Source organism: Bacteroidota bacterium (assembly GCA_016715425.1).
GTDB lineage: Bacteria > Bacteroidota > Bacteroidia > Chitinophagales > BACL12 > JADKAC01.
On sequence record JADKAC010000005.1, the window covers coordinates 63,470 to 78,519 of the forward strand.

The 15,050-nt window shown below is 34.3% G+C and carries 12 protein-coding genes; 8 read left to right on the forward strand and 4 right to left on the reverse strand.

Annotated elements, in window-relative coordinates; genetic code table 11:
• The first annotated feature begins 14 nt into the window (after nucleotides 1-14).
• The 8 genes from IPN31_06210 (at nucleotide 15) to gldN (ending at nucleotide 9,544) form a co-directional block, all read left to right on the forward strand.
• Complete coding sequence (locus IPN31_06210) at nucleotides 15-1,799, forward strand: BamA/TamA family outer membrane protein (GenBank protein MBK8681487.1); 1,785 nt, start codon at nucleotides 15-17, stop codon at nucleotides 1,797-1,799.
• 1 nt (nucleotide 1,800) lies between these two features.
• A complete protein-coding gene (locus IPN31_06215) occupies nucleotides 1,801-2,664 on the forward strand; it encodes a DUF4271 domain-containing protein (protein ID MBK8681488.1) in 864 nt (287 codons plus the stop codon).
• Nucleotides 2,665-2,698: 34 nt separating this feature from the next.
• The gene (locus IPN31_06220; GenBank protein ID MBK8681489.1) at nucleotides 2,699-3,460 is read left to right on the forward strand and encodes a uroporphyrinogen-III synthase; all 762 of its coding nucleotides are present in this window, start codon (nucleotides 2,699-2,701) and stop codon (nucleotides 3,458-3,460) included.
• Nucleotides 3,461-3,729: 269 nt separating this feature from the next.
• Complete coding sequence (locus tag IPN31_06225) at nucleotides 3,730-4,713, forward strand: type IX secretion system membrane protein PorP/SprF (GenBank protein MBK8681490.1); 984 nt, start codon at nucleotides 3,730-3,732, stop codon at nucleotides 4,711-4,713.
• 142 nt (nucleotides 4,714-4,855) lie between these two features.
• On the forward strand, nucleotides 4,856-6,145 hold the full coding sequence (locus IPN31_06230) for an SUMF1/EgtB/PvdO family nonheme iron enzyme (protein ID MBK8681491.1): 1,290 nt from the start codon (nucleotides 4,856-4,858) through the stop codon (nucleotides 6,143-6,145).
• An 82-nt stretch (nucleotides 6,146-6,227) separates the two neighbouring features.
• Nucleotides 6,228-7,052, forward strand: coding sequence for a gliding motility protein GldL (gldL, locus tag IPN31_06235; GenBank protein MBK8681492.1), 825 nt, complete (start codon nucleotides 6,228-6,230; stop codon nucleotides 7,050-7,052).
• A 37-nt stretch (nucleotides 7,053-7,089) separates the two neighbouring features.
• Nucleotides 7,090-8,703, forward strand: coding sequence for a gliding motility protein GldM (gene gldM, locus IPN31_06240; protein ID MBK8681493.1), 1,614 nt, complete (start codon nucleotides 7,090-7,092; stop codon nucleotides 8,701-8,703).
• Nucleotides 8,704-8,713: 10 nt separating this feature from the next.
• Nucleotides 8,714-9,544 carry a gliding motility protein GldN gene (gene gldN, locus IPN31_06245; protein ID MBK8681494.1) on the forward strand — a complete coding sequence of 277 codons (831 nt, stop codon included), beginning with the start codon at nucleotides 8,714-8,716 and terminating at the stop codon, nucleotides 9,542-9,544.
• 27 nt (nucleotides 9,545-9,571) lie between these two features.
• Here the strand turns inward: gldN and IPN31_06250 are convergent, their stop codons facing one another.
• The 4 genes from IPN31_06250 to IPN31_06265 form a co-directional block, all read right to left on the reverse strand.
• Nucleotides 9,572-11,395, reverse strand: coding sequence for an excinuclease ABC subunit C (locus tag IPN31_06250; protein ID MBK8681495.1), 1,824 nt, complete (start codon nucleotides 11,393-11,395; stop codon nucleotides 9,572-9,574).
• A gap of 23 nt (nucleotides 11,396-11,418) precedes the next feature.
• The gene (locus tag IPN31_06255; protein ID MBK8681496.1) at nucleotides 11,419-12,183 is read right to left on the reverse strand and encodes a M15 family metallopeptidase; all 765 of its coding nucleotides are present in this window, start codon (nucleotides 12,181-12,183) and stop codon (nucleotides 11,419-11,421) included.
• Between the two features lie 19 nt (nucleotides 12,184-12,202).
• Nucleotides 12,203-12,667 carry a DUF1801 domain-containing protein gene (locus IPN31_06260; protein ID MBK8681497.1) on the reverse strand — a complete coding sequence of 155 codons (465 nt, stop codon included), beginning with the start codon at nucleotides 12,665-12,667 and terminating at the stop codon, nucleotides 12,203-12,205.
• 91 nt (nucleotides 12,668-12,758) lie between these two features.
• A complete protein-coding gene (locus tag IPN31_06265) occupies nucleotides 12,759-15,050 on the reverse strand; it encodes a penicillin-binding protein (protein MBK8681498.1) in 2,292 nt (763 codons plus the stop codon).

Sequence of the window (15,050 nt, forward strand, 5' to 3'; positions counted from 1 at the left end):
ATTTGTTCTGCATCTTGCCAGCGAAATTATTCATATTAACTGCAATACTATGGTTTGGACAAATATCCTTTGCCCAGAATTCCTGTATTCTTCGTTTTGATAATGATACTTTTGAAAAAGAAATTTTCGGTAAAAATTTTAAACCCGATACATTATTTCACAATGAAGCATTTGCAATTAAGAGTTTGAATGAAATGTTGATTGCAGCATATCGTGCCGGCTATCTGCTTGCAAATTATAATATAACCGAAAAACAAGATAGTATTTGGAATATAGATTGGGATGCGAACCGACGTATTAACTGGGTATATCTGAACATGGATAGTATAGATCCATTAATTATAAATGCTTCCGTTTTCAAAGAAAAAAAATTTACTAATACACCTTACAGCCATTTTGAAGTGGTTGAATTAATGGAATCCTTAATTGAATATACCGAGATGCATGGTTATCCTTTTGCAACAGTTTGGTTAAGTAATTTGCTTTTACAAGATACTTTGTTGACGGCTTCAATTCAATTAGATAAAGGTCGGATTATTAAATTTTCTAACATTGAAGTGCGGGGAGATTTACAATTATCCGAAAATTATCTTGCACAATATACCGGAATAAAAAAAGGGAGATTATACAATCAATTATTAATTGATGAAATGGATCCGGGACTTAAAGAATTACCATTTGTAAACTTTTTGCGCACTACACAAATTGAATTTATTGGAAATGATGCGAAGGTGGTTACCTTTCTCGACAACAAAAATGCAAGCAAGTTTGATGTAGTAATTGGAGTGCTGCCAAATAATGAAGTAACCGGAAGATTATTAGTTACAGGTGATGGGAATTTACGATTGTATAATATATTTTCGGCAGGAGAATTATTTGATTTGCGGTTTCGACAATTAGAAAGTTCTACGAAAGAATTGCAGACTTCACTCAATTATCCTTACTTACCATCGCTACCTGTTGGGTTGGATATGGGTTTTAGTTTATTTCTGCGAGATTCCACTTTTCTGGAAAGGAAAGCAAATGTGGGGGTGCTGTTTCACTTCAGAGGCAATAATTATTTAAAAGGATTTATATCTTTTTACAATTCAGATATTTTACAAATAGATACTGCCTATGTTTTAGCAAATAAAACTCTGCCACCGAATGTGGATTTAAAAATTAACTCCTATGGTATTGGTGGACATTATGAAAAATTGGATTACCTGTATAACCCAAGACAAGGCATATTTTTAGAAGGTGTAGCATCGGCAGGTATAAAGACCATAAAGAAAAATGCAGCCATAGTTGATTTATCAGATCCTGCATATCCTGAATATGATTTTGAATCTGTGTATGATAGTGTGGAATTGAATTCTCTCTCTATAAATTATCAATTCAAGTTGCAGTGGTTTATACCCATCTTTTCTCAAGCTACAATACTTGCAGGATTTCAGGGAGCAGGAATAATTAATAATCAGATTTTTAATAATGAACTTTACAGGATTGGAGGAAACAGTATTTTGCGTGGTTTTGATGAGCAATCAATCTTAGTGTCTAGTTATTATATTTTTACTGCAGAATATAGATATCTGCTTTCAAAAAATTCGTTTGTACAATTATTTACAGATATTGGATATACAATAAATGAAAGTGTTAAGCCTGTATTATATGATTTACCAATCGGGTTTGGAACAGGTATTAATTTTGAAACGAAAGCAGGTATTTTTGGATTGAGTTATGCGTTGGGAAAATCAAATGAAATGCCGGTACTTTTCCGAAATGCAAAAATTCATTTTGGGTATTTAAATTATTTTTAGTGTGAAACAAATTTTGCTTACAGGTTACATCATACTTTTTAGTCTGCATTTTATGCAAGCTCAAAATATTGATTCCATTACCCAACAAAATATTCCGGATACTGTCGGCATTGCAGTTAAAGAAAATGTAAATAGTATTGTAGATGTAGATTCATTGCTGTCGGGAACTGGTATGGTAGCAAATAATATAATGGGAAAGCGCACTATTACTATTGATTGGTTTATTCCATTATATCTGCTTTTACTTCTCATCTATTTTACGTTGTTATGGGTTCAATACACACGTCAACTCCGAGAGAATGTTACAGTAATAACTAATAGAAATCTTGCACAACAAATTTATCGTGACCGTGAATTTTCCGCAGGGATTTTTAGTACAATGATTCTTTTAAATTTTGTTTTAGTGTTTGCCATATTCCTTTATCAGTTGTTGACCTTTGTAGGCTTCAGTTATTTTACCGGTAAAATATATTTGGATATCGCTTTCTGTGGGGTATTCATTCCTGTTATTTATTTTATTCGCTCTTTAGTTTATTGGATGCTATCTATGATTTATCCTTTTAAATCAGAAATTAATTTTTTCAGATTCAATACTCGTGTACTTCTGCAAATGACAGGAATATGTATGTTGCCTTTAGTAATATTAATTGCGACGACAGATACACCACTTTCCGAATGGGCTATCTATACAACTATAGGTTTATTGATATTTGTTTACATAATTAGGATTATAAAAGGCATGAATATAGGAGGAGGCTTTGCCAGGTTTCACTTCTTTTATTTTTTACTCTATCTTTGCGTCTTAGAAATTGCACCACTGCTTATTCTTTTTAAAATAGTTAGCAGTAAAGGAATAAATGGCTGAAAAAAATTAGTGAATGTCTAATTATGAAGAGGTAATGACACCAGTTAAAAATATACTGGTATCCCAACCCAAACCTGAAACATCTAAAAACCCCTACACTGACCTTGCTGAAAAGTTTAAGGTGAAGTTTGAATTTCGTCAATTTATCAGAATAGAAGGGATCCCTGCTAAAGAATTCAGAAAGCAACGTATTGATATTAAAGAATACAGTGCTATTATATTAACATCTAAGAACGCCATTGATCATTTTTTTAGAGTATGTGAAGAATTGCGTATCCGCATGACCGAAGAAACTAAGTATTTCTGCATATCAGAAGCAGTAGCAGTATATCTTCAGAAATATATTCAATTCAGAAAAAGAAAAATATTTTTTGGAGCTAATGGTAAAGAAAATGAATTGTTTGATGTAATGACAAAGCATATTCCAAATGAAAAAATTTTATTTCCTTGCGCACATGAACACAGGGATAATATCAATCAATTTTTAATATCAAAGAATGCTGACTTTTCTGAAGCATTTATTTATGAAACCATTCCAACAGATTTAAACGATTTAAATCCTATTCATCAATTCGATATGATAATGTTGTTTACACCAAAAGGTGCAGACAGTTTGTTCTTTAATTTCCCTGATTTTAAACAAGAAAGATTACGAATAGCCTGTATGGGCGATCTCACTTTGAAGTCTTTGGAAAGTAATAAAATTCGAATTGATGTATGCGCACCTACAACAGAAACTACTTCAATATTTATGGCAATTGAAAAGTATCTGTCAGTTGTCAACAAAAAGAAATAGTATAGTTTTTTTTAAAGTTACTTCATAGTGTTTCATTAGAAAAAATAAATAAATTTCACATCTATCTATTGAATTATTTACTAAATTATTTCTAACAGAATTAATATTTAATACAATTTTATTGAAGTTAAGGATATATGATCTTCATGTCAAACCGATGTCAGAATTATATTTAGTGATATTAGAATTTTGAAGAGAAATTAGCATTCTGTATTTTGCACCCGATAATCAATGGAAGCGATTTGCGTTTTGTTCAATACTTTTCTCTTATGCATTTGACAAAGCATTTTTATGCATTGATTATTGGCGTATTACTTTCAATGATAACCTTTGCGCAACATGAACCTCAATTTAGTCAATACATGTTTTCACCGGTAGTTTTTAATCCTGCCTTTTCAGGATTAGAAGATGCGGTGGTTAATGTATTAGATGCTCGAAGTCAATGGGTAGATATTCCCGGTGCACCACAATCTCAAACTCTTTCTTCTCATCTTCCATTGTATCGTATTAATAGTGGAGTAGGAATAAGATTGGTAAATGATAAAACTGGTCAATTGCAAACTACAGCTGTATCACTTTCATATGCATACCATGTAAAGATTAATAAGACAACAATTCTTAGCATTGGTTTATCCGGAGGTATGGCTTATCAAGCATTGGATGGCAGTAAGCTTATTGCACCTCAAGGCAGCTATGAAGGAATTGTAGATCATAATGACAACTACTTACCTGAAACATTAGTAAGTGATATAATCCCAGACCTTAATTCCGGTATTGTTTTGAAATCCAAAAAATTTGAATTGGGAATATCAGCACTTCATTTATTAGGCCAAGCCTTTGAATATCCAACTTCCGCAGGAAGCACCTCAATACAATATTCCCCAACAGGGTACGTTTATTTGAGCTATCTTCAGAAATTGGGTAGCAATTTTCACCTGAGACCTACTGTTCTTTTAAAATCGGATGATATAGAAAGCATGGCTGATGTAAATCTCCTGCTGGATTATAAAAACAATTTAATTTTAGGCGCCTCGTTTAGAGGATACCTTGCGAATCAAACCGATGCAGTTATTATTATTGCAGGATGGAATATATCAGAAAGATTGGGCATAAATTATTCCTACGATATTACATTATCTGGCTTAAGTGCTGTTAGTCAGGGCTCGCATGAACTAACGATTGCCTATAGGATTCCAGTTGAAAGACCAAGAGCAGGAAAAGAAATTAACAACCTGAGATACCTTTATTATTAAATAGATCGTTTGTCATGTCGTATAATGTTTTTAATTTCAAACCGAATTTTAAGATGTCAATCTTTGTAGATTGTCACAGAAAAAGGTTTACTATTGATAAAAAGTATAATTTTACGACACTACTTTGCATAACCACTCTAGTATGAACAAAAGAATACCTTTAATCCCGGCTGTTTTAATCACAGCTTTTCTCCTTTCCGGATGCGTATCGTCCAGTTGGGATGATTACCGGGGACAGCTATTAGGTACACTAGACAGGCCAGGTTGGGAACCTATAAATCCTTATGGCATGGTGTACGTTCCGTCCGGAACATTACATATTGGTCCGAGTGATCAGGATGTAAATAATTCTTTATGGCAACGCCAAAAGTCTATATCCATTTCCGGTTTTTATATGGATGATGCAGAAGTTACGAATAACGAGTATCGTCAATTCGTCTTCTGGGTGAGAGATTCCATTGCACATGTCTTGCTTGGCCATTATCTTGAAGCTGAAGAAGGGCAGGTTACAGAAGAGCCTGTTTTGGACTGGACTCAGGAAATTGATTGGGAGGATCCGGAACAAACAGCAAAATTGCAGGAGATGTTATTACCTCCGGGTGAATATAGATATTTCAGAACTATAGATCCTAACAGATTGGTATATACCTATAACTGGATAAAATGGAAGGATGCGGCCAGCAAGGTGATGAATATGGATCGTGAAAAATATATCAGTGAATTCATGGATGAAAAAACAGTAAGAGTTTATCCGGATACATTGGTTTGGGTACATGATTTTGCTTATTCATATAATGAACCAATGACTCGTCAATATTTTTCGCACCCTGCATTTGATGAATATCCGGTAGTGGGAGTTACCTGGCATCAATCAAACGCATTTTCTCATTGGCGTACTGAATTCTGGAACTGGTGGAGAATTAAGAATGATGAAGTAATTGTTGATGATTTTAGATTGCCTACCGAACATGAATGGGAATATGCCGCCAGAGGTGGTAGAGATCTAGTTCCTTATCCTTGGGGAGGTCCTTATGTACGAAATACAAAAGGATGTTTTTTAGCAAACTTTAAACCTGGTCGTGGTAATTATCCTGAAGATGGAGGTTATTATACCGTGAATGTTTATTCTTATGCTCCTAATGATTATGGCCTTTATAATATGGCAGGAAATGTTGCAGAATGGTCATCTACCGCCTTTATGGAAAATGCATATGCATTTATTCACGATCAAAACCCTGATATCCGATATGATGCCGAAGATAGCGACCCTCCTGCAATGAAACGCAAGGTAATTAGAGGAGGCTCGTGGAAAGATATAAGCTATTTTATTCAAACTGGAACAAGAGATTATGAATTTCAGGATACAGCAAAAAGCTATGTTGGCTTCCGTTGTGTAATGCCGTTCTTAGGAAGATCAATGAGTGACTTCTAAAGTAATTCAACCTACAGTTTTATCTGCAAGTTGAAATGTATGATTTAAACAATTTTAATTAACCAAAAAATCAAGTATCACAATGTCTGCGTTTTTCGAAAGCGATCGTTTTAAAAGAATCAAAAACCTTATTATTGGTGCAGGTGCATCCATTGTTCTTGTTGGAGCTCTTTTCAAGATTCTTCACTGGGATGGAGCCGACTTTATGCTTATGGTTGGTATGTTTACCGAAGCCTTTATTTTCCTCTTATTGGGGGTATTACCTCCTCACAAGGATTACTATTGGGAAAAAATATATCCGGATCTCGATGTAGCTCCTGAAGTAGAAGAAGCCAAAACTGGCAAAAAAATTCACAAACTTGAACCTAAACAAAGTGTTACTCAGCAATTAGATAAAATGCTGGAAGATTCCAAAGTGGAACCAATGATGATTGAACGTTTGGGTGAGAACTTAAAGAAACTGGGAGATAATATCGAGAAGTTATCCGATGTTCATGATGCAGCACTCAATACGAATGAGTATAGTGCCAGCATAAAAGAAGCAACATCAGCAGTATCTGAAATGCGAGAAGCATATCATAATGCCGCTAATGCAATGTCTCAAATTGCATCTTCATCTGTAGACACTTCAAAATATCACGATCAGGTACAAATTGTTACTAAGAATCTTAGCCAGTTAAATTCCATTTACGAATTAGAGTTACAAGACACCAATAACCATCTGAAAGCTATGAACCGTTTCTATGGCTCATTAAATTCAGCCATGGATAATCTGAACGAATCTTTAACTGATACTCAAAAGTATAAAGAAGAAATCGGGCAGTTGTCCACAAATCTTGCAGCCTTAAATAGAGTATATGGAAATATGCTATCTGCTATGAGTGCAGGTGCAGGCAGCAACCGTTAATTAATTATTTAATATTTAATAAGAAAAGTAGAAAGAAATGTCTATACCTAAGGAACCACGCCAGCTCATGATTAACCTCATGTATCTGGTGTTGACAGCCCTACTTGCACTTAATGTTTCTGCCGAGATACTTAATGCCTTTAATTTGGTAAATAAAGGAATTGGTAATACCAATACTATTTTATCAGATAAGAACTCTCAGATTGTTGCAGGCATTGCTGATAAAGCTGCAGAAGAACAAACTGATAGAGTTCAGCAAATAAACCAAGATGCCATTGCTGTTCAAAAAATCACCAGTGAATTTTATAGTTACATCGAAGGAATAAAAGATGAACTTATAGAATACACAGGCGGAACAATTCCAGACAAGCATACCGGTTTAGAAAAACTAAAAGGCGAAAGTGATACGGAGAAACCAACCACCATGTTTATTAATCGTGGTAAGGGTGCAGAATTGAAGGCTGAAATAGAAAGAGTTGGTGAAGAATATAAAAAAATACTGAGCAAGTGGGATGGGGAATCAAAAGCATCGCAGATTACACTTTCCATTGACGAAACAGATGCTAAAGCAAATAAGCTATCTTGGGAAGAATTTAACTTTTATAAAGTTCCTACCATTGCAGTTGTTACCATTCTTACTAAAATTGAGAATGATGCAAAAAGCACTGAATCTACAGTATTGGAGCATCTTGCATCTCAAGTAGATGCAGCAAAAATCAAATTTGATAAAATGGCTGCGAGGGTTATTGCTCCCTCCTCCTATGTTAAAAGAGGAAATGAATATACAGCTGATGTTTTTATTGCAGCTACTTCAGAGCAAGCTAATATAGAAGTATATTTAGGTACATTCACAAGTGCTGTTCAAAAAGATGCATCAGGGGATTATAATGTAATTAAAGGAAAAGATATTCCACTTTCAGGAGCTCGTAAAGTTGATGTTACAGGTGGTATGGGAAAAATTAAAGAAATCGCTTCCGGTAGCCCAAAATATCAAGGTGTTATCCGATTACCGGATCCCGTTAAGGAAGGTGAGTATCAATTTTATCCATTTGACTTTGGATATGAAACATTTGAAGTTGGTCAGGCAGTAATTTCACCTACAGCTATGAATGTTCTTTATATCGGAGTTGATAATCCAGTAAAAATTTCAGTTCCTGGTTATGCGGCGGATAAAGTTTCTGCATCGGGTTGTGGAATCACTAAAGTTAAAGGCGAAGAATTTATTGCTAAACCAACAAATGTTGGGTTGGATAAAATCAACGTTACCGTCCAATCTCCGGAAGGCTCAAAAAGCTACTCCGAAGAGTTTAGAGTTAAGCGTATTCCTGATCCGTATCCTTATTGTGGTTCTTCTAAAGGAGGTACCATGAAAGTGGGAGAATTTAAAATTTCTGAGAAGATTGATGCAAAAAATCCGGATTTTGTATTTCAAATTCCATACTCCGTTACAGGATTTGAGATGGTGTACGCTCCAAGTGGAGGTGGAAACGTTGTTTCTGATGTCTCCAATTCCAACAAGTTTACATCACTGATGAGCGATATCAGGAAGAAAGCAAAACCCGGGGATACTATTGTATTCCCAAGGATTTCTGTGAGAATGCCTGATGGAACTACTCGTCAGTTAAGTTTATCATTTAAGCTTATAGGATAAAATTTAATTTATGAGAAATCGAATTCTTTTTTTTCTGACTCTTACTCTTGCAACAGTAAGTGTATTTGGACAACCTACTTCTGAAGCGAAGTTAGATGGCGCATACACGAGGACTTTAATAAATACTCGTGAAGTAATTCCCTATGACAACATCAGAGAATCTGATGTGTTTTGGGAAAAGCGTGTATGGCGTAACATTGACTTCAGAGAAAAAATGAATCTGGTATTTATGTGGCCGAAAGATCCCTTTATGCAATTTTTATACAATTCAATTAGATCAGGTGAGGTTACTGCATATAGTCCATTGTATGATGATTTTCGTGAAGGATCTGCATTTACAGTTGAAGAGATTACTAATCGTTATGAAGGTGTGGATACCATTTATCAATATGATGAAATAACATATGAAGAGGTGATTAAGGAAGTACCTAGAGAATTTGATTATCAGCTGATTAAAAAATTACAAATAAAGGAAGACTGGATTTTTGATGAGGAAACCTCAACTCTTGTTGTGCGCATCATTGGTATTGCTCCTATTCGGGAAAGGATTGATGAATTTACCGGAGAACCTATCGGGGAAGAACTAATGTTCTGGCTTTACTATCCCGATTTAAGGAGTTTGATGGTGCGTCATGAAGTTTTTAATGAAAAGAACAGTGCCCGTTATTTTACTTTTGAGGATATTTTTGAAATGCGTTTTTTCAGTAGCTATATCATTAAGGAAGATAATGTGTACGATAGATTCATAAACTCATATGCAGCAGGAATTGATGAAGTGTTGGAAAGCGATAGAATTAAAAATCAAATTTTTGAATTTGAACACCAACTATGGGAGTTCTAATATAATATTATTATATAATGCCACACTCTATAGTGTGGCATTTTTATTTACATCATCTTTGTTTTTAAAATAGGCAGTAATTAATTGAGCTCGTGCAATACCTATTACTTCTGCAAGTTCTGTTTCCTTAGTTTCTTTTATTTTTTTTACACTCTTATATTTTTTAATGAGCTGACTTACAGTAAATGATCCAATCCCCGGAATAATATTGAGTTCCGAACCTAAGGCAGACTTACTTCGCTTCTGTCGATGAAATGTAATTGCAAACCGATGTGCTTCATCTCTTAGCTGTTGAATGACTTTTAAACTTTCTGATTTTTTACTTAAATAGAGTGGCACACTATCTTCCGGAAAATAAATTTCTTCCAGCCTCTTTGCAATAGAGCAAATTGCAATCTGACCATAAATATTTAATTCTTTTAATGCTTCTGTTGCAGCATGTAACTGACCTTTTCCTCCATCAATCACAATGAGTTGAGGTAAAGGAATAGCTTCATCAATTAAACGTTTATATCTGCGATACACAATTTCCTGCATACTAGAAAAATCATCGGGTCCTACCACAGTTTTAATATTGAAATGCCGGTAATCTTTTTTACAAGGCATGGCATTTCGAAATACTACCATGCTTGCAACAGGTGTTGTCCCTTGAATATTTGAATTATCAAAACATTCAATATGATAAGGCAATTGAGTTAACCTGAAATCATTTTTAATAGCTTCCAAAACTCGAATATTACCTTTCTTCTTTTCTCTTTTTTCATTGCCGGCTTCTTTTTCTTCTTTTACATACATTGCATTTTTTAATGCGAGATCAAGGAGTTTTTTCTTTTCACCTGCTTGCGGAATATATTGTGTGGCAGCGGTTTCGGGTAGATCAATAGCGAAAGGTAAAATCAATTCTGAAGCTTCACTCTCAAATTCAAGTTGTAGTTCTGTAATACCATATATCAATAGTTCTTCGGGAGTTTCATCTAGTTTTTTACTTATCTCCAATGTTTTAGCTTGAGTAATCATTCCCTGCATAATTTTTAAATAACTTATTACAGCGAATCCTTCGGCATCGGCTATTGCAAATACATCTACATTAGTGATACTAAAATTTACAACACTACTTTTATTTTGGTACTGATCAATTATCTCTATTTTTTTTCGGATTTCTTCTGCTTGTTCAAACTCAAGTGCTTCCACATGATTGGTTAATTTTTCTATAAAAAGATTTTTCACTAATCCCATATTCCCTTTTAGGATATAAATTATCTGCTGCACATTTTCCATGTATTCTTCTTCACTCTGTAAATTTTCACAAGGCCCTTTGCAATTTCCTAAATGATATTCAAGACAAATTTTGAATTTACCTGCCTGATTATTTGCAGCCGATAAATTATAAGAACAAGTGCGAATAGGAAAAAGTGTTTTAATAAAATCAAAAATTGTTTTCACTCTTGTAAGTGATGTATAGGGACCTAAATACAATGAACCATCCTGTATTTTTTTTCGTGTAAAAAATATTCTTGGAAAGCGTTCTTTTTTAATTACAATGTAAGGATATGTTTTTCCATCCTTCAGATTAATATTATATCTGGGTTGTAATTTTTTGATTAAAGTGTTTTCTAAAAGAAATGCATCTTGCTCTGTATTGGTAATTGTAAACTCAATTGTACTTGTTTTTTTTACCAGTACTTGAATTCTTCCGCTCAATCCACTTTCCCTAAAATAGGAACCTACTCTTTTTTTAAGATTCTTTGCTTTGCCTACATATAGTATTTGATTGTCTTTATCGTAATACCGATATACCCCAGGATTGGAAGGCAACGTAAACTCTATATTTTTAAAATAATCGGTAGTCATGTATTGAAGTGCTGTGGTGCAAATTAATCACATTCATGATTAATGTTTTTAATATAATCGTTTAACACATTTAATTCTTTTGCAGTTTCCACACCTGAAAAACCATACATGTTTTTTATATCTACTTCTTTATTATATAGTGGTAATAGACTATCGGAAATAGGGTAGAAAGACCAATGCCATTTTTCCTCCTGATAGCCGCCTTGACGATTGTTGTAGTCATTATAGGTTTGACAAAAACCATAATCATTTGCATGTAACAACAACCAATCATACATTTTTTTTCCTGTAGTGGTTTCAAAAAATTCGTTGTGCAAACTATTCAAATCTATCTCTGTACCCCAATGATGCCGGCTTGTTCCAGGCATTGCACTAAATTGCATAATGTATTGCGCACGTTGTGTTGGGTCAGGGTAAGCTGCTGCATTTTTTTTCCATTTATCTTCCCATAAATTTTTCTGCTCATCAAATGTGCGAGATGCAGAAATAATTTTTAAAGTAATCCCATCTGCTTTTGCCGCATCATACATTTGTGCAAATGCATGATATGTATCTTTTAATAAATACATTTTAGTACGGTATGCCTGAAATGCCGGAATTTCCATAAAATGATTATCTGTATAATAATTATTTCTTCCTGTTAAAAAATTTGCATCCACATCATCAAAATTTAAAGTCACTGAAATATCAATTGCAACATCTGCATTTGGAATTCGAGCGGACGAAAATAAAATAGTGATTAAACAAACTATTAAAATGCTGAATATAATTTTTCTTTTTCCTGACATTGATAATTTATAATCGTTCTTATTTAGTATTCCTGGTTAAATTTCCTTCATAGATTTTTATCCATTGTTCTACAGATAATTTTGTTGCTAATTCAGCAATCAGATCAAATGGAATAGCATCCGCATTTTTAAATCGAATACAGCTTTTTCCCATATCCAATTTTGTTTTTACTTGCTTGGCATATTCAGTAGTAAACCATTTCAATAATGCATTATCTGCATATAATCCCATATGATATAAAGCGATAAAATTTTTTTGTGAAGCAATACTCATCAACATAAGAGGAAGTTTAGAATCTACATGATAACCCGCAGGATATATGTTATGAGGCACACCATAAGTAGGCATGTTATAAGCTAATATTTCAGTATAACCTTTGGGTAAATTTTTTTTAATTGCGCTGCGTAGTTGCTGCATTGCTTTTTTCCTTTCATCAGGAATAGCTTCCATATATTCATTTACTGTGGTTGCTTCTATACGCATGAGTTATTAATTGTTATATCCAAATCTAATTAAAATAGAATGGGAAATAAAATAATATGAGAAATAATGAATAGAATTTTAGAGGTGAAAATTATTGATAGCCTTCCAATAATTCTTCATATACGTTTTCACGTATTGTTTTGTATTTGCTGCAATCTAATTCAATAGTGCGTGTTCCTTCAAATGCGGGGAATTTTGCTTTTGGATCTATTCCTGTAGAAGGATCATTATAAAGTTTGCGCATAAATAATCCATAAATTGGCAAAGCCATATTTGCTCCTTGTCCTAATGCAGTAGATCGGAAATGTACAACGGGATCATCGGCGCCCACCCAAGTTCCGCAAACTAATTGTGGTGTTATTCCCATAAACCAACCATCGGTATTTTCCTGAGTTGTTCCTGTCTTGCCTGCCACTTCACCGGTGAGCCCACCGTATGCTTCTCTGCGCAAACGATTTCCTGTTCCGTAATTCACCACATATTGCAACATGTTTAACATAACGCTTGCAATTTCTTCACGCATCACTTCCACTTTTTGCACAGGAAACTCCGCTATTATATTTCCATTTTTATCTTCTATACGAGTAATAAAAGTAGGCCTCACGGCAACACCTTTATTTGCAAATGCACTGTAAGCTGCGGTCATTTCAAAAACTGAAATATCACTCACTCCTAGACAAATAGAAGGCTGAAATGGTAACTCCGATTCAATACCCATATTATGGGCTAAATCTATTACAGGCTGAATACCTACTTCACGCAATAAATAAGCGGTGATAGTATTTACTGATTTCCCCAAACCCATACTTAAGGTTAACATACCTCCATATTTTCCATCACTGTTTTTGGGAGTCCAATCTTGTAATAAACCCCACTTACTTCCTCTTTCAAAAGTGATTTGAATATTAGGAACTTCCTGACAAGGAGAAAATCCTTTATCGGCAATTGCTGCTGTATAAACAAATGGTTTAAAAGTAGAACCCACCTGACGTTTTGTTTTTGGATTCACGTGATCTAATTGGAAGTAACGCAAATCAACACCACCCACCCATGCTTTTATTTCGCCGGTATGTGGATCCATTGCTAAAAATCCGGGATGTAATATTTGTTTTGAATATTTAATAGAATCGTAAGGAGAAATAATTGTATCTAAATCTCTACCCGGAGATTTCCATGAAAACAAAGTCATCTCAATAGGTTGTTTAAAATTTTCTACAATTTCATTTTCCTTCATTCCTTGTTTTTTCAACTTGCGATAACGTTCAGAATTTTTCATCGCTCTGTCAATTAAGTCCGGCTGTGTACGACCTGAATAAGGATAGCTCCAGGGTTCATATTTATTTCCTTTCCAATGCTTATAAAATTCATCTTGTAATTTCGTCAACCATTCAGAAGAAGCCTCTTCCGCATACTGTTGCATTTTAGAATCAATGGTGGTATAAACTCGCAAACCATCTCGATAAATATCCCATGAGCTGCCATCCGGTTTAGGATTTGCTTTTACCCAATTCGCCAACCACAATCTCAAATATTCTCTAAAATAAGTTGCTTCACCGGCGGTGTGATCTTGTCTGCGGAAATGCGAAATATCAAGAGGGATTTGTTTTAAAGAATCATATTGATTGCGTGAAATATAATTTGCATGCATCATTTGTGATAGGACAACATTGCGCCTTTCAAATGTTTTTTCAGGAAAGCGTACAGGATTATATAACGAAGGATTTTTTACCATACCAACCAATACTGCGGACTCTTCAATTTTAAGTGAATCTATCTCTTTATTAAAAAAAGTTTTGGCTGCTGTTTTTACACCGTGCGCATCATACACATATTCTACTGTGTTCAAATACATCAACAGAATTTCATCTTTTGTATATCTTCTCTCCAATTTGGCAGCAGTAATCCACTCTTTAAATTTAATTATGCCGAGAGAAAAAATATTTCCACTGGTTGGTCTACCATATAAATTTTTTGCAAGTTGTTGACTCAGGGTACTGCCTCCACCGGAATCTTTTTGGCGCAGGATAATAGTTTTAAAAATCACACGACCTAAAGAACGGATATCAATTCCTGAGTGCTTGTAAAATCTTTCATCTTCTGTAGAAACAAGTGCTTGTGTTAAATGCTCAGGCAGTTCATCAAAAGTGGCATTTGTCCGATTCTCTTTATAATATCTGCCGATTAACTCGCCATCACTTGATATTATTTGTGTAGCCAAATTGCTTTGTGGGTTTTCTAATTCTTCAAAGCCGGGTAATTTACCAAAAGTGCCAACGCTAATTAGAAAAATAAATAAAACGATGAAGCCGATACCACAGAAAAGTATCAGCCAAAAACGGAGTATATATTTCCGGTAAACAAAGTATTGTTCCTTAAGCGTCAT

Coding starts and splice junctions, on each gene's coding strand:
- IPN31_06225 (MBK8681490.1), top strand. CDS start 3,730: ATGCATTTGACAAAGCATTTTTATGCATTGATTATTGGCGTATTACTT.
- IPN31_06250 (MBK8681495.1), bottom strand. CDS start 11,395: ATGACTACCGATTATTTTAAAAATATAGAGTTTACGTTGCCTTCCAAT.
- IPN31_06230 (MBK8681491.1), top strand. CDS start 4,856: ATGAACAAAAGAATACCTTTAATCCCGGCTGTTTTAATCACAGCTTTT.
- IPN31_06220 (MBK8681489.1), top strand. CDS start 2,699: ATGACACCAGTTAAAAATATACTGGTATCCCAACCCAAACCTGAAACA.
- IPN31_06260 (MBK8681497.1), bottom strand. CDS start 12,667: ATGCGTATAGAAGCAACCACAGTAAATGAATATATGGAAGCTATTCCT.
- IPN31_06265 (MBK8681498.1), bottom strand. CDS start 15,050: ATGACGCTTAAGGAACAATACTTTGTTTACCGGAAATATATACTCCGT.
- gldM (MBK8681493.1), top strand. CDS start 7,090: ATGTCTATACCTAAGGAACCACGCCAGCTCATGATTAACCTCATGTAT.
- IPN31_06255 (MBK8681496.1), bottom strand. CDS start 12,183: ATGTCAGGAAAAAGAAAAATTATATTCAGCATTTTAATAGTTTGTTTA.
- gldL (MBK8681492.1), top strand. CDS start 6,228: ATGTCTGCGTTTTTCGAAAGCGATCGTTTTAAAAGAATCAAAAACCTT.
- gldN (MBK8681494.1), top strand. CDS start 8,714: ATGAGAAATCGAATTCTTTTTTTTCTGACTCTTACTCTTGCAACAGTA.